We start from the raw sequence: 25,285 nt of genomic DNA on the forward strand, positions 1-25,285 counted from the left end.
CGCCTGGAACAAGCTCACCGATCTGCCAGACGTCATCACCTCAATCGGAATGCGCGACTGGGCGCATGTGGGTCAGACATGAGGGCCGTTAGTATAATGCTATATTTTTCAATGGTTTCACTCGTTCGCGGTTGTCAAGGAATACCCCGACAACCGCATGACGAGCGATGACGACCGGGCCGCTACGGTTGGCGCAAAACGCTGTAGTAGGTCGTTGCCGTTCCTCCCCTTGCCGGAATCACGGTGACCGCCTCAATCGAGCCGCTCTCCCTGAGGGACGCGAGCGCGTCCTTCAGTTCCGCGTTCTTGTAGCGGTGCTGGAGCTTCCGGTTCAGATCGCGGTGCGTGATCCGCTTGCGGTTCTCGTGGATCGTCCGGAGAACGTGTTTCGCTGTTGCTTGAGCAGCCGTATCGGCAATCCGCAACGACGCCTCGCGCGCCATCGTGTCAGCCGACCAAAAGGCCAGTTCGCGGCCCCAAGCCAAATCCTCACCGGTCAGCTTGGCGCGCAAACCCACTCGGCTGACCGCATGGATCGTGGCTAGGCGAACGGCGATTTCCGCAGTTCGCCCATAGAGTTCGGCGGTGTCGGCACGCGCGCCCTTTTCGATGGCTAGCCGTTGAAGGTCGCGGAACTCCGCGCGCACAGCGTCGCTTTCCCATGCAATCAGAATCTTTCCGCTTTGGTCGAGCAAAGACGGGTCCGCAAGGGCTATTCCGTGAGGCGCTCCGGCCCCGTCACAATGGTCGTAAAGCTCGCGCAGGCGGTCGATGATCGGTTGCGGAACCTCGCGGCTGTCGCCATCCGGATCGCCGAAGGCAATCGGGCTTGTGGACGAGAGCAACAGGAAACGATTCAGAAAACCATTCGTCGCGTCCTTGCTGCCGAGCGCGCCGTAGAATTCGCAATGCACCGATGCGCCCAGAACCGAAATCGCCGGCCACTGGATCGGCGCGGAAGACTTTCCTGCGAACGCCATCGGTTCGACCGTCTCGAAACTTGCACCCCAACATTCTCGGAAGGTCTTGGTGAGGGCGCGTTCCCAAGGGCTCGCCTTCTGCGAACAGATGCGCGAGAGAAACGCACCGAACTCGTCCAAGCAGCACAGGCTAAGCGGACGATTTTCCATGTGCATCGTGAGAGCCGTCTGGCTGGCAAACTCGCCGGGGCCAACGAGTTGCGTGGTCGAACTGGCGGCGCGCAGCATTTTGGCTGCGCATCGCATCGGGTGATCCTTTCCCGACGCCGATGGGGCGAGCATGGCGATATAAAGATGAGTGCCGGCGCGCGTCGGGCCAGCCACGCGGCGGCCGATGATCGTGCCGAGCGTCGTGATCGCGGCTCCAAACGCCAGAACGCGGTTCGGTATCAGCGCGGAGGCGGTGATCCAATCCATCATCTCGCTCAGCAGGCCGGCGGGGCGGGTCAGGTGAGCAGGCAGTTCGTTGGAAGACGACTCGTCCGCGTCACCAATGACGGCGACCTGAGAGGCCGGCGCGCTCTCCTGTTCACGCTGCCGGGTCTTCGCCTCCTTGCGGGTGACCCTCATAGCCATCAGATCGAACAGTTTGGCCGGCGGAACAGGGCTGCGGTCGATGTCGTTGCGCGAAGGGAAGGAGGCCACGGCGTCGAGGGGAATTTCCAGAACCGCGAACGCGCCAAGGACTTCGACTTGTGGGTCGTGCAACAGGCCGAAACCACCCTGCTGGTCTTCAACGACGGTATCGCCGGCCCGGAAGAGCGCGACCGCGCCCTTCTCGTTCTCGATGACCTTGACCGACTTTCCCAACGGGTAGGAGCAGGACAGGGTTTCGAGCCTCTCGCGCCAGTCGCCGCCGGTGACTTTGATGCCGAAAAGGTCGTTCTCCAGCAGGTCGAGGCCAATGGCGTGCGAATTTTTTGGCTGTCCGTCGTAGTCGAGCGACCAGTAATCTTCGACGATTTCCCAGTCGCGGACAGGGTCGCTGTGCGCGCCAGATGGAAAAATGCAGGTGACGGCGAGATTCTTGTCGATGAGGTCGAAGGCAGCTTTAAGCGGGGGATTTCCCTCGGTCGAGATGTTGCAGAAAAATTTCACCGGCACAGGTGGGTTGTTTTCGCCGTCTTCGTGCACGTCGTAGCAGAGGAACGTGATTTCGCGTTGCTCGGACGGGTAAGTTGAAGTAAAGTTGCTCATCTAAGGTGTTCCCAAACGGGGCTGCCACGACTGAACCTCGTGGACGGCCCTTTTCTTTTAGCTACGCAGCGGAGTCCGCGTAGCCGGTGGCGGTGATCCTCGGTCGCGGGCGCACGTCGATCAGGCCGGCACCAACCCGCTCGATCTTGACGCCCGCCGCCTCGACGTTTCCGAGGAAGTCGGGACCGAAATCCCGATCCAAGACCGCGCTGTCCCATAACCATCGCATCCCGAAGGTGCGGTAGCTGGCGGCGGTCTTGAAATTTTGCGCGAGCCGCCCCCACAGATGCCGGGGCGGCTCGCCGTCTTGCACGACAACCACATGGCATTGCTCGGGCAGCGGCATTTTCTCGACGGTCATTGCGTTCCTCTCAGCTAATCCTTGATCCAATCTCCTTCATGCGTGACCTTGGAGACGAGGCCGATGCGCCCATGACCCTCAGCGAGTTCAGCCCCATTGGCGCGCAGGTCGTCGGCGATGGCGGGCGGAATGTCGCGCTGGTCGCAAATGTTGTTGCGCATCAGCTTCAGCAGCGCGTCACGGCTGGGGCGGGGCGGCAGGACGAGCGACTGGACGCGGCCGGGCCAGTTGAACTGCGAGCAAACCGGATCACGGTGACCGGGGCCGGTGAACACGGCCTTATGGCCGAACAGGGTTTTGGTTTTGTCGAAGGACACGGGTGTTAGACCTTAAGGCTGGAGAGGGTGGCGAGGGCGTCGTCCACCGGGTCGGTGACGAGTGTCGCGTTCAGCGAACGTCTGAACTTCTGCCAATCTGCGCGTTGGATGTAAGAAAGCCGGCCGATTTTCGTCACCTTGAGCTTGCCGGCTTTCACAAGTCGCTGGCCCGTTCGGAGAGAAATCCCGTTAGCCTTGAGATGCGCCGTGAAAGGCAGAAAATCCGGTTCCAGAATTTTGTAGCGCCCCGCTGGCGGGGCGGATCGAGCAGACATTTGTGCGTGTTCCAATACAGAAAGGCGCCGAGGGCTGCCTCGGCGCTGGTTGCTCGTCAGTGTCATTCGGATGTTTGCCGCATGGTCGCCGGGCATGATGCCGGCGGGCGACACTCGACCAAAGCTCGGGAGAGGTAGCTCCCCAAGACGCAAGTATCGAGCATGATCCTTATACCCACCTTGACCCCGTGTGTCAATCAAAAAGGCATCTATGGCGTTTATTGGCATGTATTGACGCGACGTTGGCTCGTAGATGTAACGCATTACCGGTCTAACAAGAAGCGTTGTAAAGCTGCTCTCGCGATTTGGGGATCATAGGGATGATTTTCATCTCCAATTAACATGGTGATTGACAGAAATTTTGGAATTGCCGGCGTGAATGACGGCCAAGTATTTCTGATTCGCTTGCAGCGTGGCAAACGGGCGGGGTGCTCCTACTCTTGTCACCGAGTGGGTGGCAGGTTGGTCGCGCGCTTCAAGAGTCTTTCAGGCGGCGCTGGAAACCGTAGGCAGATAGATCAGCGCGGCCTCTGCCGCCGCCCAATGGGCTTCTTTGGGCGATTTGAGCTTGGGGTGGCGTTGCGCGCAGGAACCTAATCGTTGCGCCAATAATTGCGCCGGCTACTTGCGTCGTAAAAAAATCGCCTTAACTCTTTGATTTTGCTGGTGGGCCGGGCAGGACTCGAACCTGCAACCAGACCGTTATGAGCGGCCGGCTCTAACCATTGAGCTACCGGCCCCACGCAGGATCGGGTTTTAAAACGTTTTTCGTCGTCTTGGCAATCGGCAGCTCTTGCGTGATCTCCCGCGTCAGGCGACGCAGGTCATGACGCCGCAGTGAAGTTGGGCTAACCTCCGCTCGCGATTCCAACGGAGGTCCAACCATGAAATTTGTTTACGCGCTCTTGCTCGGTCTGGGTGTGATCGCCGGCGACATCGCCTCGGCCGAGGCCGCGGTCTGCGCGCGCGGCGTCTATCGCGCCGGTTGCGTCGGTCCTCGCGGCGCCGTCGTCGTGCGCCGCCCGGTCCGTTGCTATTGGCGCGCCGGCGTTCGCATCTGCCGCTGACCGGCCTTCACGTCGACAGCGTTTCCGCCCGCGCGCCTTCTTCCCTGGGGATCGGGCGCGGGCGCCCCTGGTCGTCGATGGCGACAAAGGTGAAGGTGGCGTCGGTCACCTTTTCCAGCTTGTTGGTGATGAAACGGTTCACCCAGGCCTCGATGTGAATCTTCATCGACGTGCGGCCCACCGATTCCACTTCCGTGAAGACGTTGAGCACGTCGCCCACCCGAATCGGCCGGATGAAGGTCATCGTGTCCACCTTGATCGTCACCACGCGGCCGCCGGCGCGATCCACGCCCGCAATGCCGCCGGCCGCGTCCATTTGCGACAGCACCCAGCCGCCGAAAATGTCGCCGTTCGCATTGGTGTCCGCCGGCATGGCGATGATTTTTATGGTCAGGTCGCCGCGAGGCTGTTCCTGCAAAGCCGAATCCATTGCTCTCCTCCGCTGGATGCATTTAGCAGAGCGGGAAGGCGAGGGCGTGTCCATGCGACCATTTTGCGCGCCGCTTGATCGCTCCATCGGAATGAAGCGCAGGCCGTCGCGGACCTGCTCCGGGCCGGCGCGGCGAAACCCGAGTTTTTCGTAGACCTCGACCGCCTCGATGCTGGAGTGGACGCTACGCAAGCGATGAGCGCCGTCGAGCGTCTCAAAAAGCCGCCGGCCGACGCCGCGCCACCGGCAGGCGGCCGCGACAAAGAACAATGAAATATGGCTTTGCCTGACATGGAGCAGGCCGATGATGTCGTCGCCCTCCACTGCGACGAGCGTTTCAGCGCCCGCCGCGTCGCGCGCGCGAAGCGCGTCCGGTTGCACATAGTCCCGGAACACGGAGACGCCGGCTTGCGTCATCCGCGCCGACGTCTCCTGCAAAAATTCACGCCAGACGAAGGCGCTCGCGGCGTCATAATCCTCGGCCGCGAGGCGCCTGATCTCCACGTCCACGCGGGCTCAGGTCTCCAGATAGAGCTTGCCGCCCTTCTGCAAGAATTCCGCGCTTTTTTGCGCCATGCCCTGGTCAGCCAGCAACGCCGCCTCCTGCCGCAAATCCTGCGTGATCTTCATCGAGCAGAATTTTGGGCCGCACATCGAGCAGAAATGCGCGACCTTGTGCGCTTCCTTCGGCAGGGTCTCGTCGTGGAACTGTTTTGCTGTGTCCGGGTCGAGGCCGATGTGGAACTGGTCCTGCCAGCGGAAGTCGAAACGGGCGCGGCTCATGGCGTCGTCGCGCAGGCGGGCGCCGGGATGGCCCTTGGCCAGATCGGCGGCGTGGGCGGCGATGCGATAGGTGACCACACCGGTTTTCACGTCGTCGCGGTCGGGCAGGCCAAGATGCTCCTTGGGCGTGACGTAACACAGCATGGCGGTGCCGAACCAGCCGATCATCGCCGCCCCGATCGCCGAGGTGATGTGGTCGTAGCCGGGCGCGATGTCGGTGGTCAGCGGTCCCAAAGTGTAGAACGGGGCCTCGCCGCATTCGCGCAACTGCTTGTCCATATTCTCCTTGATCTTGTGCATCGGCACATGGCCGGGGCCTTCGATCATCACCTGACAACCCTTGTCCCAGGCGATCTTTGTCAGTTCGCCCAGCGTTTCCAGCTCCGCGAATTGTGCGGCGTCATTGGCGTCGGCGATGGAGCCGGGGCGCAGGCCGTCGCCCAGCGAGAACGAGACGTCATATTTGCGCATGATGTCGCAAATCTCGTCGAATTTCTCGTAAAGAAAACTCTCCTTGTGTTTCGACAGGCACCAGCGCGCCATGATCGAGCCGCCGCGCGACACGATGCCAGTGGTGCGGGTTGCGGTCAGCGGCACATAGGCGAGGCGCACGCCGGCGTGAATGGTGAAATAATCCACGCCCTGTTCGGCTTGCTCAATAAGGGTGTCCTTGAACACCTCCCAATCGAGTTTCAGCGCGTCGCCGCCGACTTTTTCCAGCGCCTGGTAGATCGGCACGGTGCCGATCGGCACGGGGGCGTTGCGCAGAATCCAGTCGCGGATGTTGTGGATGTTGCGGCCGGTGGAGAGGTCCATGACCGTGTCGGCGCCCCAGCGGATCGACCACACCATTTTCTCCACTTCCTCGGCGACCGAGGAGGTGACGGCGCTGTTGCCGATATTGGAATTGATCTTCACCAGAAAATTGCGGCCGATGATCATCGGCTCGAGTTCGGTGTGGTTGATGTTGGCGGGAATGATGGCGCGGCCGGCGGCCACTTCCGCGCGGACGAATTCCGGCGTGACGAAATCGGGGATTTGCGCGCCAAACGATTCGCCGTCGGCGCGGCGCTCGGCGGCGCCGGCCAGCGCGGCTTCGCGCCCCAGATTTTCGCGATGCGCGACATAGACCATTTCTTCGGTGATGACGCCAGCGCGGGCGAACTCCAGCTGGGTGACCAGCGCGCCCTCGCGTCCGCGACGCAGGATGCGCCGGGCGGGGCAGGGCTCGGCGAGCGCCTCGTCGGTCACATTGCCATTGTCCTCGGCCTTGACCGCGCGGCCCTCATAAGTTTCGAGCCCGTCGCGCTTGACCAGCCAGGCTTCGCGCACCTGCGGCAGGCCGGCGGCGAGGTCGATCGGCGGCTGCGATTCCGTATAGGGGCCGGAGGGGTCATAGACCCGCAGCGGCGGCTCGCCGGAGGCGGGATCGAGCAGGATTTCGCGCACGGGCACGCGCATGTCGGCGCAGCCGGGGGTGAGATAGACTTTTCGGGAGCCGGGCAGGGGGCCGGTGGTGACGCTTTCCGGCTGCCGGATTTTTGGAGGATGGACGTTCATCGCGGGCTCCCATGCGTTTTTGAGCCGTGCACGGGAACAGGCGTCGTGTGCCTTCCCTGCGCTGGCATTATCCAGGTCAGGTCAACGGGTATGATCTCAGCCGCGAGAAAATTTTTCTCGCAGCACCCCTTGGCTTGAACCGATTACGCTAGCAGCCTTGTCCCGGGGGTGCAAGCTTGAGCGCCGAGCCGAACAACGCCTCAGACCGGTCGGCGCTTCTGTCGGCGCTTCTTGGGCCTTGCGGAACGTTGCGGCCGGTCAATGCGTTTTTCTGCGGAAAGCGGCAGGATGGATGTGGGGCGGAATGGCGAGAGACAACATGCGCACCATCGAGGACGGTCCCCGCGGACTGAACGAAATCAACCCGGAAAAGGTTGGCTTTGTCATCGTCAAGGCGCGCGAACTGCTTTCGGAGGACGAGGGCCTGTCTCCCGACGCCTCAAACGCCGCCGACGATGGCGGACAGGCGATTCTGACCGACAGCGCCTACGGTCCCATCCGCGCCGAGCTCAAGCAATATATCGACGCCCTCGACGAGGAGGAGGCGGCCGCCCTGGTCGCCCTGCTGTGGATCGGGCGCGGCGATTTTGAGCGCGAGGAATGGGCGAATGCGCTGGCGCAGGCCCGCGCGCGCCGCGAGAGCCCGACCGCGAGCTATCTGCTCGGCGAACCCTTGTTGCCGGAATATCTCGAAGAGGCGCTCGAGGCTTTCGGCTATTCCCACAGCGATTTCACGCCCGACGAGGATCGTGAGGCCTGAATTTTTTGGGCTGTTGCGCGCCGGCGATAGTTTTGAAAGGGCTGCCGTGCGACATATCAGGCTGGAGATTCGGCCTGACGATGAACAAAATTCTGTCCGCCCTCGCTTTGTGCGCGCTGCTCGGCGCCTGCGCCGCCCCCACCGAACCTTACCGCGTGACGGCGGTCGCCAGCGAAAAGGTCAGCGACGCCAAATTCGCCAAAGACGACGCCGCCTGCAAGGCCAAGACCCGCGCCGTGACCGATCAGGAAGCCGCGAACGGACAGCTCGACGTTCAGAACGATTTCGACCGGCTCTACGCCGACTGCATGCTCGACAAGGGCTATGCCGTGGAGGAATTGCGCCGCCGCATGGCCTATTATGGTCCTTATTATGGCCCCGGACCCTGGGGACCCTATTGGGGACCGGGCCCCTATTGGGGGACGGGCTTTTATTACGGCGCGGGATGGGGCTACGGCCGCTGGTGAGCGGCGGACGCAAAAATCACTTGACGCAGGACACGCAGAAAATCGCCGTGGGCAGGGCGGTTAGCCGCTTGGGATCGATGTCGTCGCCGCATTTGGCGCAAATCCCGTACTGGCCATCGGCGATGCGCTGCAAGGCCGCGCGAATCTGCTGAATCTCCTTCAGCTTCTGCTTCTCGATGCCTTCCAGCGCGTCCTGGCCCTCAAGCTGGGTGGCCTGCTCCTCCCAGTCGGCGGGCAGGGCGCTGCGCATTTCCTGGTCGATCTCGGCGACCTCGCCCGACAGCTGCGCGAGCCTGTGTTCGAGCGTTTTGGCGATGTCTTCAAACATTGTCGTTGTCGCCTGGTGTTCGGTCGCGGGGCTGCGCCTTCTCAATAGATTAGGACTGAACGAGCCGCTTGCAAGTCCGCTTTTGGTCAGGGCCTCAGGCGCAGGGCGGACGGTCTTCCAGGCGCCCGCGCCGCGCGCGCGCCAAAGCGTCGAGCATCAGGGTTCGCAGGGCGTCGGCCTCCTCAACCACCACCGCCACCGGCAGCGCTTCGGGTTGCGGCAGGTCCTGCCAGACCCCGGGCAGCAGCGGCGCGATCTTGACCATGTCCTTCTCGGTGGTCATCAGCAGCGCGTCCATCGCCGCCGCCTGCCTTTGCAGGGCGGCGATCTCCGAGGGACGGTAGAGGTGATGGTCGGGCAGGGCGTGGCGGGCGACGATCCGCGCGCCGCAGGCTTCCAGCGATTCGAAGAATTTTGACGGGCGTCCGATCCCGGCGAAGGCGACCACCCGCGCCCCGAGCACGCGCAGCGCCGCATGGGCGTCGGGGGCGAGCCGGCCGTGGAACACCGGCTTGCCGGCGTGGCGCAGGATCTTTGCGGCGGCATGGCCCGGCTCGCCCTCGCCGATGATCAGGCCGGCGTCGGTGCGGGCCAGTTGCACGTCGAGCGGCGCGCGCAAGGGACCGGCGGGAATCAACCGGCCATTGCCGAAGCCGACGCCGCCATCGACCACGGCCAGCGTAAAATCGCGGGCGAGGCTGGGATTTTGCAGGCCGTCGTCCATGACGATCATGCTGGCCCCGCCCGCCAGCGCCAGCAGCGCGCCGCTCGGCCGGTCGCGCGCCACCACGGTCGAGGCGACGCGGGCGAGCAGCAGCGGCTCGTCGCCGGTCTCCGCCGCGCCATGACGGCGGCGGTCGACCAGATGCGCGCCGCCGTCGGCCGACAACGCGCCGCCATAGCCGCGGGTGAGGAAGGCCGGGGTTTCGCCGTTGCGCTTGAGCCATTTGGCGACGGCCAAGGCGGTTGGGGTCTTTCCGGCGCCGCCGGCGACGAAATTCCCGATACAGATCACCGGCGCGTTGACCCGCGCGCCCTCCTGGTTCATGCGGCGCACGGCCAGACGGCCGTAGAGCGCGGCGAACGGCGTCAGCGCCGTCCGGAGGAGGCGTTGAAAAGGACCGGGCTCAACGGACCACCAGAACTCCGGCGCGCGCATCGTTTCCCCATCTGGCCAAAGCTTTTCAACTTAAACCCGCGCGAAGGGCAAAGGGAATGCGGGGGACAAAAAATAATGCGGCCCGGCCATCCGGGAGATTACTGTCCCGAGACGATCATCGCGGCGATATAGGGCTCGATGGCGCGCATCACCCGGTCCGAGGCGCCGCCGAGCGCGTCGACCGAAGCGCGCGAAAAATCCGCGGCCTGGCGCAGCAGGGCGGGATTGCCGAAAAGGAAGGCGAGACGGCGCGCCAGTTCGTCGGCGTCATTGACGACGAAGGCGCCGCCGCCCTGGTCCAGCGCCGCATAGACATCGACGAAATTGCCGACATGCGGGCCGTGGAGAATGGCGGAGCCGAGTTTGGCCGGCTCGATCGGGTTCTGGCCGCCGCGTCCCGCCAGCGATTTGCCGACGAAAATCACGCTGGCCAGCCGGTAGAACAGCCCGAGTTCGCCCATTGTGTCGGCGACATAGACCTCGGTCGTGCGGGTTGGAACCTCGCCGCGCGAGCGTTGCGCGGTCTCGAGGCCGGCCTCGCGCGCCAGAGCGGTGATCTCGTCGCCGCGAACGACATGGCGGGGCGCGAGCACGGTGAGCAGATGCGGGAATTGGCGCGCCAGCGTCTTGTGCGCCAGCAGCGCCAGGGCCTCTTCGCCCGCATGGGTGGAGGCTGCGACCCAGATCGGGCGCGGCCCGATCGCCTGGGCGAGCGCTTCCAGGCGCTTCGGGTCGGCCGGCGGCGCCTCGACGTCATATTTGAGGTTGCCGGCGGCGTGGACGCGCGGCGCGCCGAGCTGGAGCAGGCGGGCGGCGTCGTCGTCGCTCTGGGCGAGGCAGATGTCGATGCGGCCGAGCAGCGCGCCGATGAAGCCGGGCGCCATTTGCCAGCGGCTGAACGAGCGCGGCGACAGGCGCGCATTGACCGAGGCGATGGGAATGCCGCGCGCATGGACGGCGCAGATCATGTTCGGCCAGAGTTCGGATTCCGCCAGCAGGAACAGGTCGGGCCGCCAATGGTCAAGAAAAGTGGCGATGAAGCCGGGGGCGTCGAGCGGCGCATATTGATGGAAGGCGCCGGAGGGCAGGCGCTGCGCCAGAATCCGCGCGGAGGTGACCGTGCCCGTGGTCACCAGCACATGCAGGCCCTTGTCGATCAGGCGATCGACCAGCGGCAGCAGCGCGAGGCCCTCGCCGACGCTGGCGCCGTGCAGCCAGGCCAGACGTCCCTGCGGGCGTTCGAGGCCGGGCTTGCCGCGCCGTTCGCCGAGCCGCGACACGTCTTCCTTGCCGCGCTGCGCCCGCCGGCGCAGGAACAGGCCGCTGAACGGCGCGAGCGATTGGGCGGCGACGCGGTAGACGGGGAGAAACATCTGCGTTTTCATCGCTCCCCTCCGGCTTGCCGCCGGTTGTCGCGCCGCCGCAACGGCCTGGGTTTGATCGTGTCGAAGCGCCCATTTTTAGACAAAGGGCGCGCGACGGTAAAGCTTGCGCCTCAGGCCGGCGCCCGGCGCCCGTCGCTCCTATCCGCCAGTTGTGGCGAAAAGCGGGCGTCGATCACGCGTCCGAGGGGTCGAGCACGCGATGCAGGTGGACGATGAAATAGCGCATCTGCGCATTGTCCACGGTGGATTGCGCCTTGGCCTTCCAGGCGGCCTTGGCGCTGGCGAAATCCGGGAACATGCCGACGAGGTCGATCTGGCTCAGATCCTTGAACTCCGTGGTGGCCAGGTCCTTGAGTTCGCCGCCAAAGACCAGATGCAGCAGCTGCTTGGGTTCAACTTCGTGAGACATGGCATTCCTTCCGTTGCGAGACGTTCAGACCGGACGTTTCCCTCTTCGCGCGGCGGCGATCAGTTCACGCTGGAGGTCGGGAGGGCCCGCCGCCAGCGCCGGATGTTTTGTATCCGCGCGATTGTAGATCGGCGTGCGGCCCTCGAAATCGGTGAGGACGCCGCCCGCTTCATGCAGGATGAGGTCGGCCGCCGCTATGTCCCAGTCGCAGGCGTTATGCCGCGCCAGCGCGCCGTCGAGGTCGCCGTCGGCGACGCGCAGCAGGCGCATGGCGAGCGAGGGCAGCCGCGGTCTTGCGGTGAAGGAGAGTCCGGAGCGCGTGAGATCGGCGATCAGGCCTTCGGGCGCGGCCAGTTGCGCGCCCGAAACGGTTTCGCGTGTCGAAACCGAGATTTTCGCGCCGTTGCAGGTGGCGCCGCCGCCGCGAACCGCCAGGAAAAACTGGTCGAGCGCGGGCGCGTGAACCAGGCCCAGGACTGGGCGCCCCTGGCTGACCAGGGCGATGCAGATGGCGAAACAGGGATCGCCGGAGACGAAGCCGCGCGTGCCGTCGATGGGATCGACGATGAAGACGGGGTCGCGGTCCAGCCGCTCCGGATTGTCGACAGTCTCTTCGGACAGCCAGCCGCAGCCGGGCGCCAAGGCCGGGAGGCTGTCCCGCAAGAAGGCGTCGATGCGCAGATCCGCTTCGCTGACCGGGCTGCCGCACGCTTTTTGCGTCACTTCCGCCGCCGCCGTCCGGCCGGGACGGAAATAGTCGAGCGCGATGCGGCCGGCGTCGCGGAGGATCGCTTCGACGCTCGGCGCCAGTGCGGCGGGATCGAAAGTCTGGGGCAAGTCGCAAAATCGTCGTTGAGGTCGAGCCGATGTAAAGGCGCCCTGGCGCGAGCGCAAGAGTTTTCGGCTTTGCTGCGCCAATGCAGACAATTTTTCGCAATCTCTTGGCGTGTTGTTCGCCGCGCCGGGCGGCCGTGGGGATTGCATAAAATTTGCGGCAAATTCTTAGGCCGGCGGAGGCGGGGCGTCGCGAAGATGAGGCAGACCAGAGATTTGGGAGCCCGCCATGTCGTTTCACGCCCCCCTCGCCAGCATCGTGACCACGGATCCGCGCGCCGATGGCGGGCAGCGTCGGGTCACGCTGGGCGCCGACACGATCGGCATCGACCGCAGCCTCGCCGGCGTGCGCATGAAGCTCGCTTTGCCGGTGCGCGCCTTTCGCGGCGTCACCCTGTCGGTCGTCGAGGGCGCCCGGGAGACCTGGTATCGCGTCGAACTCGACCATTCCGACCCCGACCTGCGCGTGACGCTCGCGGAAAACCGCGATCCCGAGGCGCTGGTCGCGGAATGGCGCGGCTGGGCCAAATTTTTTGGGCTGCCGCGCCTCGCCCAGGGGACGGACGACTGCCGGGTGGCGCTCGACGGGCGCCTGGGCGCGCTGGTGCTTGGCGCCGCGCAGCCGCGCAAGCGCGGCTGGCCGCTCAAGCGCCGGCGCTCGCGCATGTCCGCGTTCCGCAAGCCGGTGCGCACTGGCGCGCTGGCCGTCCATCGCGAGGAACGCGAGATCATCTGTTACGAGTGAGAGAAGGTTTTTGGCGCCCGTCGTCAGTGGCGGCGGTGGCGGTGATGACGATGGCGGCGGCAGTCGCTGCGCATGGCGCAGGAAATGTGTGGGCCGGCCGAATAGCCGATGACGCCCCCCGCCACCAGGCCGACGGGACCGCCGACCAGCGCGCCCGCGCCGGCGCCGAGAATGCCGTCGACGGCGCGGCTGTCGGCGTGGGCTTCAAAGGCGACGAGCGACAGCGCCAGCGCCGCAGCGGCGAGATAAGTCATTCTGATCATGCCGATTCCTTCGTTTTTGCCTAAGAAGGAATTGCTGAAGGCCGTGTTCAAAATGAGGCGTCAGCGGAGCAGGAGGATGCCCTGAAAAGCCCGTGGACCGCCCTCGCCCTTCGATGCTTTCGACAAGCTCAGCACTGCTGACGCAGGCTCCTCAGGGTGAGGGGCTCATTCATTGTTCTCAGACGAAATAGAACATCAGGTTTTCCGCCAGCAGCCCGCCGAACAGCAGGAAGCCGGCGGTTCCGTTGGAGCGGAACAGTTTGAGCGCTTCCGCCTCGTCGGCGCCGACGAGACGGCGCAGCTGGCGGGCGAGATGCACGGCGAAGGCGACCAGCCCCACATGCGCCAAAAGTCCGGCGCCCGCCTTGAGCAGCGCCACTTCCGCCAGGGCCACCGAACCGAAATAGATCAGGGCGACCACGGGGACGAGGTGCTCGCCGAACAGCAAAGCGGTGGATTTGACTCCCGCCTCGATGTCGTCGCGGCGATCCTGGACGGCATAGATCGTGTCATAGCCGATGGTCCACAGGATGCACGAGCCATAGAGCCAGAGCGCCGGCGCGGCGATTTCGCCTGTGACCGCCGACCAGCCGATCAGCGCGCCCCAGGAGAAGGCGAGCCCCAGAACCGCCTGCGGCCAGGAGGTGATCCGCTTCATGAACGGGTAGATCGCCACCGGAATCAGCGAAGCGAAGCCGACGAAGATCGAAAACACGTTCAGCGACAGCAGCACGTAAAGCCCGACCAGGCATTGCGCCAGCAGGAAGATCGCGGCGGCGAGCGGCGTGACCTGGCCCGAGGCCAGCGGGCGCTGTTTTGTGCGCTCGACCTTGGCGTCGATGTTGCGGTCGACGAAATCGTTGAAGGTCGAGCCCGCGCCGCGCATGGCGATGGAGCCGAGCGTGAACAGGATCAGCAGGTCGAAATGCGGCTTTTCCGCATGGGCGATGGCGGCGAGGCAGGTCGCGGACAGGCAGGGGGCGAGCAGCAATTGCCAGCCCACGGGACGGTCGAGCCGGGCGAGCTGCACATAGGGCAGCCAGGACGCGGGCAGCCGGCTCCAGACGCCATGGGCGCTGGAATCGGGAAGAAGGGCAGTCCCGGACATGGTTACAGCGGTCCCGCGGGCAGTTTGACGGGCGGCGGCGCGGCGGCGGCGCCCATGCCGCCGTTTTGCTGCATCTGTTTGACCTTGGCGGCGAGATCGCAGGCCTGTTTGGCCATGCCGCTGGTGCGCCCGGTACCCTCCTTGAAATTGTTCAAGAAGTCGTCGGGTATGTTGCACCATTCCTTGTTCTTGGCGAGATAGGCGCCCATCTGCGCCTCGACCGCGCTCAGGTTTTTCAGGGCGGGGCAGGCCGCGACCGGATCGAGCTTGCCGCCATGCGCTTTGGAAATGGCGTTGAGCGCCTGGATGGCGGCGTTGCGCTTCTGGCCGAAGGCGGCGATGTCCTCGTTGCAGCTCTGCGCCTGCGCGGACGGGGCGAGCGCCGCCAGCCCGGCGAGGGCGATGAGGGAGAGGGCAAACAGCCGCACAGCGGCGAAATCGAGCCTGGACATCAGTGATCCGTTGTTTCGCCGCATACACTTAGCTCAAGCGGGCGCAAGCAGGCAAGGACCCTAAAATTTGGGCTTTTCCGGGGCGGGTCTTTTAAGGAAGGGCGCCATGCCCGCCCGCGCCAGGGCGTCGGCGCGTTCGTTCATGGGATCGCCGGCATGGCCCTTCACCCAATGCCAGTCGACTTCGTGGCGGTTGGCGGCCTCGTCGAGCCGCTTCCACAGGTCGTCGTTCTTCACCGGTTTCTTGTCGGCGGTGCGCCAGCCGTTGCGCTTCCAATTGTGCACCCAGCCGGTCACGCCCTGGCGCACATATTGCGAATCCGTGTGCAGATCGACCGCGCAGGGGCGGGTGAGCGCCTCGAGCGCCGATATGGCGGCGAGCAGCTCCATGCGGTTGTTGGTGGTCTGCGGCTCGCCGCCGGAAAATTCCTTTTCCGCCCCGTTGAAGGTGAGGATGGCGCCCCAGCCGCCGGGTCCGGGATTGCCGGAACAGGCGCCGTCGGTCCAGATCGCGACGCGCTTGGTCACGAGGCCAGACCGTATTCGGAGGACGAGACGATCCACTGGTGGAAGCGCAGGCGGGTGAGATAATCCAGGGGATTCTTGGGCTTGACCAGCGCGCCGGGCGGCACGTTGAGCCAGTCGTAGAGCCGTGTCAGCAGGAAGCGCATCGCGGCGCCGCGCGAAAGAATCGGCAAAGCGGCGCGCTCCGCGGCGTCCAGCCGGCGCACGCTCTCATAGCCTTGCAGCAGCGCCCGGCCCTTGGTGGCGTTGAAGGCGCCGCCGGGCTCGAAACACCAGGCGTTCAGACAGATCGCCAGATCATAGGCGAAGGAATCGTCGCAGGCGAAATAGAAGTCGATCAGCCCCGACAGCTTTTTGCCGATGAAGAACACATTGTCCGGGAACAGATCGGCGTGGATGACGCCTTTCGGCAGGTCCCGCGGCCAGTCCGCCTCCAGCGCGTCGAGTTCGCGGGCGATCTCCGAGGCCAGGCCGGGCGCGACGGAATCGGCTTGTTCGCGCGAGGTTTCGAACAGCGGGCGCCAGTGGGGCAGGCTGAGCGCATTGTCGCGGTGAAGCTCAAAACCTTCGCCGTCGAGATGAAGCTGCGCCAGGGCCCGGCCGGTTTCGAGGCAGTGATTCGCGTCGGGTTTGCGGGTCGAGACGCCGTCGAGAAACGTGACCAGCGCCGCCGGCCGCCCGGCCAGTTCACCGAGCGCGCCGCCGTCGCGGCGTTTTACGGGAACGGGGCAGGTGAGCCCGCGGGCGGAAAGATGCTCCATCAGGCCGAGGAAAAACGGCAGGTCCGCCGGGTTCACCCGCTTTTCGTAGAGGGTGAGGATGAAATAGCCGGCCTGGCAATGCAGGAGATAGTTGGAGTTTTCGACGCCCTCGGCAATGCCCTTGAACGACAGGGCCGGCCCGAGCGTGTAATCTGAGAGAAAGGCGTAAAGGGCCTCGTCCGTGACATCGGTGTAAACGGCCATGGCCCCGACTCTTTTTTGTGCGTGTGGCCCCCTGTTAAATCCGCAAGCGCGGCGCGTCAAACGGCTGGCTTTTTCGGCTGCGAGCGCCGTACAGAAATTGGTTGGTTTCCCAGCGCGATTTCAACCCAAGAACGTCATGCCCGGGCGTCGTCCCGGGCATCCACGCCGGCCCGCCGGGGAAAACCTCCGGCAGTTCGCATTGCGGCGCCGCGTGGATGGCCGGGACGACGCCCGGCCATGACGACATAAAGTTGCATCGCAATGCGGATATTCTCGTGTCTGTGGAACCGACAATTTCCCAGGACAGCCGTGCGCTCTGAAGCGGGGCGAGGGGACGTGCGGCGACCGCGAGCGAAACGCTATGCGAGAGGCTTGAGGCTCACGCCTTCGGGGACCGGCGTGTCCTCCGGCACGAAAAAGTCGGGCGCGAGCGGCGAGGTCGGGTCTGCGCGATAGACATCGAAATCGGTCACGCCGCGGCTCGCCAGCAGCACGTCGTCGATGAAGAACTGACCGGTGGTTTCGCGCGCGGGCGAAACGAAAATCGCATGCGCCGCGTCGCCCATGATCTCCGGCTTGCGCGAGGCGCGCATCAATTGCGCCCCGCCCAGAAGATTGTTGACGGCGGCGGTGGCGATGGTGGTGCGCGGCCACAGCGCGTTGACGGCGATCCCTTTTCCGCGCAGCTCGCCGGCAAGCCCCAGAACCGCGAGGCTCATGCCGAACTTGGCCATGGAATAGGCGGTGTGCGCCGCAAACCATTTTTCCTTCATGTCGAGCGGCGGCGACAGCATCAGAATATGCGGATTTTCCGCCTTGGCGAGGTAGGGAACGGCGAGTTTCGCCGTCATGTAGGAGCCGCGCGCGTTGATCTGGTGCATCAGGTCAAAACGCTTCATGTCGATGGTCTGGCTGTCGCCCAGCGCAATGGCGGACGCATTGTTGACGACAATGTCCAGGCCGCCAAATTTTTCCGCTGTTTGCGCCAGGGCGGCGGCGACTTGCGCTTCGTCGCGCACGTCCACCGACAGCGGCAGCGCCTTGCCGCCCGCCGCCTCGATCTCTTCCGCAGCCGTAAAAATCGTGCCGGGCAGTTTGGGATGAGGCTCCGTGGTTTTCGCCGCAATGGCGACATTGGCGCCGTCGCGCGCGGCGCGCAGCGCGATGGCGAGGCCGATGCCGCGCGAGGCGCCGGTAATAAAAAGGGTTTTGTTCGCCAGCGAAGTCATGCGCAAATCCTATTTGTTTTTGCCGAGGAAGGCGGCGAACACGGCCTGGGTCTGGGGCGAATGCAGCGCGGCGAGGAAGGCTTTGAATTCCTCCTCCATGCGCGCGGAAATCTCGGAGGAGTCGCCGCGCAGCAGCCGTCGCGAGTCCATCAGCGCCGCCCGGGGCTTCGACGCCAGCCGGCGCGCCTTTTCGCGGGCGACGCCCGCCAGTTCGTCGTCGGCGACGACGCCATTGACCAGGCCGGCCTCCTTCGCCTCGCGCGCGTCCATGGGTTCGGCGAGCAGCAGCATGGCGCTGGCCCGCGCCAGGCCGATGCGACGCGGCAGCAGCAGCGACGAGCCCGCTTCCGGCGGCAGGCCGAGATCGACGAAGGGCAGGGAAAAGCGCGCGGCGTCGCTGGCGAAGACAAGGTCGCAATGCAGCAGCAGCGTGCAGCCCACGCCCACCGCCAGACCATTGACCGCGGCCACCAGCGGCTTGGGAAAGCTCGCGAGTTTGCGGACGAAATCCGCCGCCGCCAGCCCCTGGCCTTTTTGCACGGCGGCGACGAAATCGCCGATGTCATTGCCGGCGGAAAACACATCGCCTTTCGCCCGGATCAGGACGGCGCCGATGCCGTCGTCCGCCTCGGCCTTCGCAAAACCCTCGAGCATGGCCAGATACATGGCCTCGGTCAGCGCGTTCTTCTTCGCCGGCCGGTTCAATGTGAATTCCATCACGCCGTCGGCGACGGTCGTTTCAATATCCATGGGCCTCCCCCGCTTGCCAGCAGCCCGGCAGAGTGTTTATGCACGTCTTGTCGCCGGATTTTGGTTTAGATATGAACCAAGCTCGCCGATCAGTCAATGGATCACGCATGACACACGCGCGAACGACGCTGCGCCTTCCAGCCGATGCGGCGGGCGAAGCGCAGGCGGCCCGCATTCTGCGGGAGGGCGGGCTCGTCGCCTTCCCCACCGAAACCGTCTATGGCCTCGGCGCCGACGCCACCAATTCCCGCGCCGTCGCCGGCATTTACGAGGCCAAGGGACGCCCGCGCTTCAACCCGCTGATCGCCCATGTCGCCAGTATTGAGCAGGCGCGGCGCGAAGGTGTTTTTTCGCCGCTGGCGGAAAAGCTGGCGCAAAAATTTTGGCCGGGGCCGCTGACGCTCGTTGTGCCGCTGGCCGAAACCGCGAGCGTTTGCGATCTCGCCCGCGCGGGCCTGCCAAGCATCGGTCTGCGCATGCCGGCCCCTAAAATCGCGCGCGACCTGATCGCTGCGGCCGGGCGCCCCATCGCCGCGCCATCGGCGAATCGCTCCGGCCATGTCAGCCCGGCCAATGCGGACCATGTGCTCGCCGATCTCGACGCCCGCATCGATGCGGTGCTGGACGGCGGCGCCTGCGCGGTCGGCGTCGAATCGACCATTGTCGCGCTGCTCGACGACAGGCCGCGCCTGCTGCGTCCCGGCGGCGTCGCCCGCGCCGAAATCGAGGCGGTGTTGGGGAGCGCGCTCGCCGGCGCCGACCCCAGTGATTCGCAGCCGCTGGCGCCCGGCCTGCTCGCTTCGCACTATGCGCCGGGCGCCAGCGTGCGCCTCAACGCCCGCGCGCTGGAGCCCGGCGAGACCGGCCTCGACTTCGCCGGGCAGCTCTCCGGCGCCCTCGACCTCTCGCCTTCGGGCGATCTCGAGGAGGCCGCGGCCAATCTCTTCAGCGCCTTACGAAGGCTCGACGCCGCCGGCGCGACCCGCATTGCGGTGGCCCCCATTCCCGCCCAGGGGCTCGGCGAGGCGATCAACGACCGTCTCGCCCGCGCTGCGGCGCCGCGCCCTTGAAAACCGCCCAAAATTCCTTACGCTCGCGGCAATGAACCAGATTTCTTGGGATGACTTCCGCCTTGTGCGGGGGATAGCCGAGTCCGGCTCCCTCGTCGGGGCGGCGGCTGCCCTGAACCTCAACCATTCCACTGTGTTCCGCCGCCTTGGCGCGCTCGAGGCGGCGATCGGCGCGAAATTGTTCGAACGCTCGCGCAACGGCTATGCCGCCACCGCCGCCGGGCAGGAAATGATCGCGCTCGCCGAGCGCATGGGTCGCGACGTCACCGATTTCGAGCGCCGCATCGCCGGCCGCGACGAAAAGCCGTCGGGTCTGCTGCGCGTCACCACCAATGATGCGCTGTTCAGCTATCTGCTCGCGCCGGTTCTCACCAGTTTTCGCAAGTCCTACCCCGACATTCATCTGGATGTGCTGGTGATGAACCAGCCGTTGAATCTGTCGCGGCGGGACGCCGACATTGCCGTGCGGTCGACCTATGCGCCTCCGGAAACGCTGGTCGGCCGGCGCATCGGCGCCTCGGTGTGGGGACGCTACATTGCGAAATCTTTGCACAAGCCGGGTTTCGATCCCAATTCCGAGGATCTCGCCTATATCAGCTTCAACGAGCATTTCGGCGGCGTCGAGGTTTTGGACTGGATCGAGAAGAGCATCCCGCGGCATCGCATCGCCATGCGCGTCAACACGGTGGTCGGCCTCGCCCGCTGCATTGGCGAGGGCCTGGGCGTCGGTTTCCTGCCGCGCTTCGTCGGCGACCAGCATCCCGAAATCGTCTGCATCGATGAACCGATGAACGGGCGCGGCGCCGACCTGTGGCTGCTGACCCATCCCGACCTGCGCCATGCCGCGCGCGTGCGCGCCTTCATGGACCATGCCGGCGCGGCGCTGAGCAAACGCAAGAACCTGCTCAACGGCGACAAGGGCGAATAGCACCGCTGAAAAACCCGTGGGCCGCCCCCGCCCTTCGAGACGCCCGCCATGGCGGGCTCCTCAGGGTGAGGGCTCATCATTTATTCTATATAGAGAAAATCCCCCATGGTGAGGAGGCAGCGAAGCAGCCGTCTCGCTACTCGAAGGCCACGTCCCGGCGCCGTCCCAAAAGGTGTTCGCCGCCGTCGAGCGGGAACAGCGCCCCGGGCATGTCGGGATGGTCCAGCAAAAAGCCGATGAGCGCGCAAAGGTTTTCCGGCGGCAGGGCGCGGCCCGTGGGGATTTTGGCGGAATCCGCAACAAATCGCTCGTCGCTCTGCGGCCCCGAGGGGAACATCAGGCCGGGCAGAAGGCCGAAGGCGCGCACGTCGTCACGTCCGGCGCGCGCCCAGATTTCCGTCATCGTCATCAGGCCGGATTTGCCCAGCGTGTAAGAATAATAGTCCGGATTGAGATTGAGCAGTTTTTGGTCGAGGATGTTGAAGACGCTGAGTTTTTGTTCCGCGCGCTTGTCCTTGCAGGCCGTCTCCATAATCATGAACGGCGCGAGCATGTGGACGAGAAAACTTTCGGCCAAAAGGTCGGCGTTGCCGGCGCCGGGAAAATCATGAACAAAATTCGAGGCGTTGTTGACGATCGCCTCGGGGACGCCGAACGGTTTTGTCATGCCCGCGCAAAAAGCGTCGATATTGGCGCGCTCGGCGAAGTCAAAGGTCATGACCTCGACGGTCGAGCCCTGGCCGCGCAATTCCTCGGCGAGCGCCGCAACATTTTTGCGCGGGCGGCGCTGGTGCAGCAGCAGGGCGTAGCCGCGCCCGGCGAAAAACCGCGCCAGCGGCGCCGCCAGCCGACTGGAGGCGCCGGTGATGAGGGCGGCCCTCGCGGCCGTCAAGCCGGCGGGCTCCAGCGTTCGCGGGTGCGGAACAGGTTGATGCCCGCCGCGCGCGTCTCGTTGTAGATGTCGGGCTTGCGCACGCAGACCTGGCAGGCGACGACGCGCTTGTCGCCGAAACAGGCGTCGACCACCCGGTCGGCCACGGTTTCCAAGAGGTCAATGTGGCCGTCCTTCTCCAGCGCCAGGATGCGGTTGCGCACCTTGTCATAGTCGATGATCTTCATCTGCTCGGCGCGCGCGGTGGTGAGCGGCGCGAACAGACGCACGGAGATGATCAGCCGCGTCGGGCGCTCGGGATGGCGCTCCCAGGGATGCAGGCCGCAGGACACGTTCACGCTGACATCGTCGAGCGCCAGAACGATATGGTCTTCGCCGTTGAAAAAATCCTTCATGATGTCCCTATCCTTCGCGCGCCTTCTTAAGCCGTGGACCCCCGCGTTTTCAAGCGAAGTGCTCGCTGGTTCGCGTGAACGGGCGCAAGCAATTGGACTTGCCCCTAGCGGCGCCCGATGGTTCATAGGGGCCATGACCGCAAAAATTGTTCTGGCGACCCTCGGTTCACACGGAGACATTCATCCCTTCATCGCACTCGGGAAGGCGCTGCAAAATCGTGGGTTCGAGGTTGTCGCCGCGACCAGCGGCCATTATCGCCCGCTGTTCGAGCGCGAGGGACTGCGTTTTTCGGCGATCGGCCCCGACGAGGGCGACGCGCTGCGCGTGATGGGCGTGAGCGCCGACGCCTTCGTCAAGGAGCTGCTCACCGACGATCTCGCCGTCGTCCGGTTTTCCCAGGATTTTCTCGCCGAAAGCGTGCGCGATCTCATGCCGGTGGTCGCCGGCGCCGATCTGGTGGTTTGCCACCATATCGCCTATGCGGCGCAACTCGCGGCCGAAAGTTTTGGAATCCCTTACGTCCACGTGCTGCTGTCGCCGACCCTGCTGTTGCAGCCGGAGGATCCGCCCGTTCTGGGAACCGCGCCTTTTGTGCGCGCGCCTGGAAAGCTCGGCCAGATGTGGAACCGCTCGCTGGCGTCCTCGCTGCGCCTCGCCTTCCGTCCGTTCACCCGGCGCGCCCGCCGCCTGCGCGCCGCCATGGGCCTGCCGCCGGCGCGCGATCTGCCCTTCCTCGATCCGGGCGACGCCCTCGACGTGCTCGGGTTGTTCTCGCCGCTGCTGATGACGGCCCCCAAAAATTCGCTGGGGCTGGGCGCCACGTTCCACGATGGCGGCGCGGCACAAAAACTGGCGCCGGAGGTCGAAGCTTTTCTCGACGGCGGGTCGCCTCCGGTCGTACTGACGCTCGGCAGTTTCGCCGCGCTTGGCGGCGCCGACATCCTGCGCGACGGCGTCGCGGCGGCGCGGGCGCTGGGGCGGCGGGCGCTGGTGATCGCCGGGCGCGACGACGCCCGCGCCATCGGCGCGCCTGAGGGCGACGACTTGCTGATCTGGGGTTATGCGCCGCATTCCCAGGTTTTCGCCCGCGCCGCGGCGATCCTGCATCATGGCGGCGCCGGCACCTCGGTCCAGGCCCTGCGCGCGGGAAAACCGCAATTGATCGCGCCGTTTTTCGCCGACCAGCCCGACAATGCCGCGCGGGTCGCGCGGCTGGGCGTGGCGCGGGTTCTGCCGCGGGCCAAATTTTCGACGCAGCGCGCGGTCGCGGCGTTGCGGCATCTGCTGGAAAAGCCGGATTACGCGCTGCGGGCTGGCGAGATGGCGGCGCGGATCGGCGCGGAGGACGGCGCCGGCGCTGCGGCCGAGGTCATTGCGCGGCTGGTCCGGCAAAAGAAAACGCCGCCGGAAGCGGCGGCGCCCTCTTCGCGGAACTGAAGCCGGATTATTGCGGGTCGCCCTTCTTGGCGCCGGAGCGATCGTACTGGCCGATATAGGCGATGACGTCGGCGATTTCCTTGTCGCTCTTGATGCCGGCGAAGGTCATGTAGGTCTTCGGCACGTCATGCTGGGGCTGGCGCAGATAGGAGGTCAGCGTCGGCACGTCCCAGACCTTTCCCGAGGTCTTGTTGGCTTCGGAATAATTATAGCCGGGCACCGAACCCGCGGGCCGGCCGATCAGGCCGTTGAGCACCGGTCCATAAAAATTGGTCGCGCCGCGGCCGATGTGGTGGCATTGACGGCAAACGCGGAAAACCTTTTCGCCAGCGGCGGGATCGCCCACGATGGGCGCGGCCGCAGCCGGAGCGGACGCGGCGGGAGCGGACGCGGCGGGAGCGGGCGGCGCGGCGCCGGTCTGCGCCAGCGCCCCGGCGCCGCCGCCGAGGATAAGAGCCGCGGAAAGGGTGAGAATTTTGCCGTTCATGGCCTGTTTGCTCCGCTAGAATCTTGCGGCCTGACTGGCGTCAAGCTCTTGGTGATCCCATCGTCCCCGAATATTGGGCAAGACCGAGCGACGGGAAATGACACGGAACAATTAAACCACCGCGAGCGCGGCTTTTCCCACTCTCAATAAGTCCTATTCCCTTTTGTTCGGCGATTTTGGGGTCAAGTCCGCTTGTCGCGCTTCGCCTTTAGGGCGTCGATGCGCTTGGACGCCTCCGCCTTGCTGAGTTTTGCATCGAAGGCGTCGGGCGCGTGGCATTCCTCCGACAAGGTCTTCAGATAGGACGCCTGCGCGCCGGTCATCGGGTCGTCGCCGGACACCCAGTCATCCGGGGCTTTTTCGGCATTGTCGTTGGGCGTGATCTTGGGATTTTTGTCGGCCATGGCGGCTCCATCCTGCGCTCGCCAGTCAACGCCCGATGGGACAAGCGGTTCAGCGCCGGCGGTTCAACGCCGGCGCGCCAGCGCCGCAATCGCTTCCTCCGCCGCGCGTCCGCCGCTGGCGTAGGCGCCGTGGGCGGCGGTGAAATCCTGGGGATCTGTCGCTTCGCCGGCAAAGAACACCCGGTCTTCAAAAGGTCGCGCGAGGCAGTGTCGAGCGGCGGCGTGGCCGGGCAGCGCATAGCTGTAGGCGCCGCCGATGCGCGGGTCGCGGCCCCAATGGGTGGCGGCGAGCGGCCGCAGGGCGCGGCGGACCTCCGCGCCGAACAGGCGCGCGAGCGCGTCCAGCGCGGTAGAAAAAGCGCTGGCGGAGCCGTCGCGCTCCATCGCCAAGGCGCCGGCGCCGCCGAGAAAACATTCGATCACCGGCTGGCCGAACGGTCTGATGTCGAAAGCGGCGGTCGCGGGGTCGCGGGGATCGCCGATCAGATGGGTGTCGGGCTCGAAAAAGCGGTCGTCGCGGATTTCGAAAAACAGCTTTTCGTTGCGCCCGAGCGGCAGATCGGCGGCAGCCTCGCGCCAGGGCCTGAGTTCACGCGGCCAGCGGATCGACTCGCCGGCCAGCACGTCGGTCGAGACGGTGCAGATGACGGCGCGCGCGAAAATTTTGCCGGCGCGGGTGGAGAGCGCCACGCCGCCCGGGGGAAGCGTCACCGACGTGATGGGCGTCGCGAGCCGCAGCGGAATTTTTTCCGGCCAGGCGGCGGCGGCCAGCGCGCCAAACCCTTCGAAGACCCGCCAATTGTCTGACGTCGAGGCCTCGTCATAGGCGGCATAATCGCGCGCCGACATGTTTTCGAGTTCGGCGCCGCTGACATAGCTGGCGACGGCGCGGATATAGGCGCTCCATTCGGTTTCGCTCAGGGCTTTCGCCGCGCAATCCTCCGGCGCCCCGGCGAGCGCCTCGCTCCAGGCGGCATAAGCGGCGCCCGCCGCCTCTTGGTCTTCAACGGAAAAGCCGAGGTTTTTATATTGCATCCACCAGTTGGCGCGGCGCCGGTCGAGCGCGAAGCCGAGGCGCCCGGCGAGCTCCGTCCAGGGATTGCGCTGGGCGGAGTGCAGCCATTCCGCGCCGAAATCGAGGTTCAAGCCGCCGATCCGCGTGGTGAACATGCGCCCGCCCACGCGCGGCGCGGCTTCCAGCGCCAGCACCGAAAGTTTTTCGCCGGCCAGACGCCGCGCGGCGCCACCCCCCGCCGCGCCGGCTCCAATAATGACGAGATCGAAATCAGCGCTCACGCAAAAACTCCCGGCGGCGCAGGATA

The 25,285-nt window shown here is 65.3% G+C and carries 30 protein-coding genes, 1 tRNA gene, 1 pseudogene and 1 riboswitch; of the genes and pseudogenes, 7 read left to right on the top strand and 25 right to left on the bottom strand.

Going from position 1 to position 25,285, the window contains the following annotated elements:
* Nucleotides 1–182: 182 nt before the first annotated feature.
* The 5 genes from M2320_RS19235 to M2320_RS19255 all read right to left on the bottom strand — a co-directional run bounded on the left by M2320_RS19235 (nt 183) and on the right by M2320_RS19255 (nt 3,870).
* On the bottom strand, nt 183–2,177 hold the full coding sequence (locus M2320_RS19235) for a hypothetical protein (RefSeq protein WP_264598675.1): 1,995 nt from the start codon (nt 2,175–2,177) through the stop codon (nt 183–185).
* A 61-nt stretch (nt 2,178–2,238) separates the two neighbouring features.
* Nucleotides 2,239–2,538, bottom strand: coding sequence for a hypothetical protein (locus M2320_RS19240; RefSeq protein ID WP_264598676.1), 300 nt, complete (start codon nt 2,536–2,538; stop codon nt 2,239–2,241).
* A gap of 14 nt (nt 2,539–2,552) precedes the next feature.
* Nucleotides 2,553–2,855, bottom strand: coding sequence for a hypothetical protein (locus tag M2320_RS19245; protein ID WP_264598677.1), 303 nt, complete (start codon nt 2,853–2,855; stop codon nt 2,553–2,555).
* Between the two features lie 5 nt (nt 2,856–2,860).
* Nucleotides 2,861–3,394: a hypothetical protein gene (locus M2320_RS19250; RefSeq protein WP_264598678.1), complete on the bottom strand. Its 534-nt coding sequence runs from the start codon at nt 3,392–3,394 to the stop codon at nt 2,861–2,863.
* Between the two features lie 400 nt (nt 3,395–3,794).
* Nucleotides 3,795–3,870, bottom strand: a tRNA-Ile gene (locus M2320_RS19255).
* A 144-nt stretch (nt 3,871–4,014) separates the two neighbouring features.
* On the opposite strand from M2320_RS19255, the gene M2320_RS19260 reads away from it, so the two are divergent.
* Nucleotides 4,015–4,197 (top strand): hypothetical protein, encoded by a 183-nt coding sequence (locus M2320_RS19260; RefSeq protein ID WP_184428701.1) that lies wholly within the window; start codon nt 4,015–4,017, stop codon nt 4,195–4,197.
* 7 nt (nt 4,198–4,204) lie between these two features.
* Here the strand turns inward: M2320_RS19260 and M2320_RS19265 are convergent, their stop codons facing one another.
* The 3 genes and pseudogenes from M2320_RS19265 to thiC form a co-directional block, all read right to left on the bottom strand.
* Nucleotides 4,205–4,627, bottom strand: coding sequence for an acyl-CoA thioesterase (locus tag M2320_RS19265; RefSeq protein WP_264598718.1), 423 nt, complete (start codon nt 4,625–4,627; stop codon nt 4,205–4,207).
* A gap of 90 nt (nt 4,628–4,717) precedes the next feature.
* Nucleotides 4,718–5,044, bottom strand: a pseudogene (locus tag M2320_RS19270) (GNAT family N-acetyltransferase); the annotation flags it as partial.
* Nucleotides 5,045–5,143: 99 nt separating this feature from the next.
* A complete protein-coding gene (gene thiC, locus M2320_RS19275; RefSeq protein ID WP_264598679.1) occupies nt 5,144–6,970 on the bottom strand; it encodes a phosphomethylpyrimidine synthase ThiC in 1,827 nt (608 codons plus the stop codon).
* 36 nt (nt 6,971–7,006) lie between these two features.
* Nucleotides 7,007–7,110: riboswitch (TPP riboswitch) on the bottom strand.
* Nucleotides 7,111–7,274: 164 nt separating this feature from the next.
* On the opposite strand from thiC, the gene M2320_RS19280 reads away from it, so the two are divergent.
* Nucleotides 7,275–7,730 carry a DUF3775 domain-containing protein gene (locus tag M2320_RS19280; protein ID WP_264598680.1) on the top strand — a complete coding sequence of 152 codons (456 nt, stop codon included), beginning with the start codon at nt 7,275–7,277 and terminating at the stop codon, nt 7,728–7,730.
* An 80-nt stretch (nt 7,731–7,810) separates the two neighbouring features.
* Nucleotides 7,811–8,197 (top strand): hypothetical protein, encoded by a 387-nt coding sequence (locus tag M2320_RS19285; RefSeq protein ID WP_264598681.1) that lies wholly within the window; start codon nt 7,811–7,813, stop codon nt 8,195–8,197.
* A gap of 16 nt (nt 8,198–8,213) precedes the next feature.
* Here the strand turns inward: M2320_RS19285 and M2320_RS19290 are convergent, their stop codons facing one another.
* The 5 genes from M2320_RS19290 to M2320_RS19310 form a co-directional block, all read right to left on the bottom strand.
* Nucleotides 8,214–8,525, bottom strand: a complete 312-nt coding sequence (locus tag M2320_RS19290) for a TraR/DksA family transcriptional regulator (RefSeq protein ID WP_264598682.1) — start codon at nt 8,523–8,525, stop codon at nt 8,214–8,216.
* Nucleotides 8,526–8,619: 94 nt separating this feature from the next.
* A complete protein-coding gene (lpxK, locus tag M2320_RS19295) occupies nt 8,620–9,684 on the bottom strand; it encodes a tetraacyldisaccharide 4'-kinase (RefSeq protein WP_184428695.1) in 1,065 nt (354 codons plus the stop codon).
* Between the two features lie 98 nt (nt 9,685–9,782).
* The gene (locus M2320_RS19300) at nt 9,783–11,069 is read right to left on the bottom strand and encodes a 3-deoxy-D-manno-octulosonic acid transferase (protein ID WP_264598683.1); all 1,287 of its coding nucleotides are present in this window, start codon (nt 11,067–11,069) and stop codon (nt 9,783–9,785) included.
* A 172-nt stretch (nt 11,070–11,241) separates the two neighbouring features.
* Entirely contained in the window at nt 11,242–11,478 is a 237-nt protein-coding gene (locus M2320_RS19305; protein ID WP_184428693.1) for a DUF4170 domain-containing protein, read from the bottom strand.
* Between the two features lie 24 nt (nt 11,479–11,502).
* Nucleotides 11,503–12,315: a 3'(2'),5'-bisphosphate nucleotidase CysQ gene (locus M2320_RS19310; RefSeq protein ID WP_264598684.1), complete on the bottom strand. Its 813-nt coding sequence runs from the start codon at nt 12,313–12,315 to the stop codon at nt 11,503–11,505.
* Nucleotides 12,316–12,541: 226 nt separating this feature from the next.
* On the opposite strand from M2320_RS19310, the gene M2320_RS19315 reads away from it, so the two are divergent.
* A complete protein-coding gene (locus M2320_RS19315) occupies nt 12,542–13,057 on the top strand; it encodes a DUF6101 family protein (RefSeq protein ID WP_184428691.1) in 516 nt (171 codons plus the stop codon).
* Between the two features lie 23 nt (nt 13,058–13,080).
* On the opposite strand, the gene M2320_RS19320 is transcribed toward M2320_RS19315, so the two are convergent.
* The 7 genes from M2320_RS19320 to M2320_RS19350 all read right to left on the bottom strand — a co-directional run bounded on the left by M2320_RS19320 (nt 13,081) and on the right by M2320_RS19350 (nt 18,349).
* Nucleotides 13,081–13,320 (bottom strand): hypothetical protein, encoded by a 240-nt coding sequence (locus M2320_RS19320; protein WP_264598685.1) that lies wholly within the window; start codon nt 13,318–13,320, stop codon nt 13,081–13,083.
* A 178-nt stretch (nt 13,321–13,498) separates the two neighbouring features.
* On the bottom strand, nt 13,499–14,428 hold the full coding sequence (gene ubiA, locus M2320_RS19325) for a 4-hydroxybenzoate octaprenyltransferase (RefSeq protein ID WP_264598686.1): 930 nt from the start codon (nt 14,426–14,428) through the stop codon (nt 13,499–13,501).
* Between the two features lie 2 nt (nt 14,429–14,430).
* Nucleotides 14,431–14,880 (bottom strand): hypothetical protein, encoded by a 450-nt coding sequence (locus tag M2320_RS19330; protein WP_264598687.1) that lies wholly within the window; start codon nt 14,878–14,880, stop codon nt 14,431–14,433.
* A 60-nt stretch (nt 14,881–14,940) separates the two neighbouring features.
* Nucleotides 14,941–15,408, bottom strand: a complete 468-nt coding sequence (gene rnhA / locus M2320_RS19335) for a ribonuclease HI (protein ID WP_184428687.1) — start codon at nt 15,406–15,408, stop codon at nt 14,941–14,943.
* A complete protein-coding gene (gene thrB, locus M2320_RS19340; RefSeq protein WP_264598688.1) occupies nt 15,405–16,370 on the bottom strand; it encodes a homoserine kinase in 966 nt (321 codons plus the stop codon). Before thrB ends, rnhA begins: the two co-directional genes overlap by 4 nt.
* A gap of 359 nt (nt 16,371–16,729) precedes the next feature.
* Entirely contained in the window at nt 16,730–17,599 is an 870-nt protein-coding gene (locus tag M2320_RS19345; protein ID WP_264598689.1) for an SDR family oxidoreductase, read from the bottom strand.
* Nucleotides 17,600–17,608: 9 nt separating this feature from the next.
* Nucleotides 17,609–18,349 carry an enoyl-CoA hydratase gene (locus tag M2320_RS19350; RefSeq protein WP_264598690.1) on the bottom strand — a complete coding sequence of 247 codons (741 nt, stop codon included), beginning with the start codon at nt 18,347–18,349 and terminating at the stop codon, nt 17,609–17,611.
* A 107-nt stretch (nt 18,350–18,456) separates the two neighbouring features.
* Between M2320_RS19350 and M2320_RS19355 the strand changes: the two genes are divergently transcribed.
* Nucleotides 18,457–19,419, top strand: coding sequence for an L-threonylcarbamoyladenylate synthase (locus M2320_RS19355; RefSeq protein WP_264598691.1), 963 nt, complete (start codon nt 18,457–18,459; stop codon nt 19,417–19,419).
* Nucleotides 19,420–19,450: 31 nt separating this feature from the next.
* Nucleotides 19,451–20,347, top strand: coding sequence for a LysR family transcriptional regulator (locus M2320_RS19360; protein ID WP_184428682.1), 897 nt, complete (start codon nt 19,451–19,453; stop codon nt 20,345–20,347).
* A gap of 136 nt (nt 20,348–20,483) precedes the next feature.
* Here the strand turns inward: M2320_RS19360 and M2320_RS19365 are convergent, their stop codons facing one another.
* Nucleotides 20,484–21,239 carry an SDR family NAD(P)-dependent oxidoreductase gene (locus M2320_RS19365; protein WP_264598692.1) on the bottom strand — a complete coding sequence of 252 codons (756 nt, stop codon included), beginning with the start codon at nt 21,237–21,239 and terminating at the stop codon, nt 20,484–20,486.
* The gene (locus M2320_RS19370) at nt 21,236–21,634 is read right to left on the bottom strand and encodes a dihydroneopterin aldolase (protein WP_184428680.1); all 399 of its coding nucleotides are present in this window, start codon (nt 21,632–21,634) and stop codon (nt 21,236–21,238) included. Before M2320_RS19370 ends, M2320_RS19365 begins: the two co-directional genes overlap by 4 nt.
* A gap of 133 nt (nt 21,635–21,767) precedes the next feature.
* Here M2320_RS19370 and M2320_RS19375 point away from each other — a divergent pair, with 133 nt between their 5' ends.
* Nucleotides 21,768–23,072, top strand: coding sequence for a glycosyltransferase (locus tag M2320_RS19375; protein WP_264598693.1), 1,305 nt, complete (start codon nt 21,768–21,770; stop codon nt 23,070–23,072).
* A gap of 7 nt (nt 23,073–23,079) precedes the next feature.
* Here M2320_RS19375 and M2320_RS19380 read toward each other — a convergent pair whose 3' ends face one another.
* From M2320_RS19380 to M2320_RS19390, 3 genes are all read right to left on the bottom strand, one after another.
* Nucleotides 23,080–23,559, bottom strand: a complete 480-nt coding sequence (locus M2320_RS19380; RefSeq protein WP_264598694.1) for a c-type cytochrome — start codon at nt 23,557–23,559, stop codon at nt 23,080–23,082.
* Between the two features lie 182 nt (nt 23,560–23,741).
* Nucleotides 23,742–23,963: a DUF3072 domain-containing protein gene (locus M2320_RS19385; protein ID WP_264598695.1), complete on the bottom strand. Its 222-nt coding sequence runs from the start codon at nt 23,961–23,963 to the stop codon at nt 23,742–23,744.
* Nucleotides 23,964–24,026: 63 nt separating this feature from the next.
* Nucleotides 24,027–25,259, bottom strand: a complete 1,233-nt coding sequence (locus M2320_RS19390) for a flavin monoamine oxidase family protein (RefSeq protein WP_264598696.1) — start codon at nt 25,257–25,259, stop codon at nt 24,027–24,029.
* Between the last annotated feature and the right edge of the window lie 26 nt (nt 25,260–25,285).

The organism is Rhodoblastus acidophilus, assembly GCF_025961575.1.
GTDB lineage: Bacteria > Pseudomonadota > Alphaproteobacteria > Rhizobiales > Beijerinckiaceae > Rhodoblastus > Rhodoblastus acidophilus_C.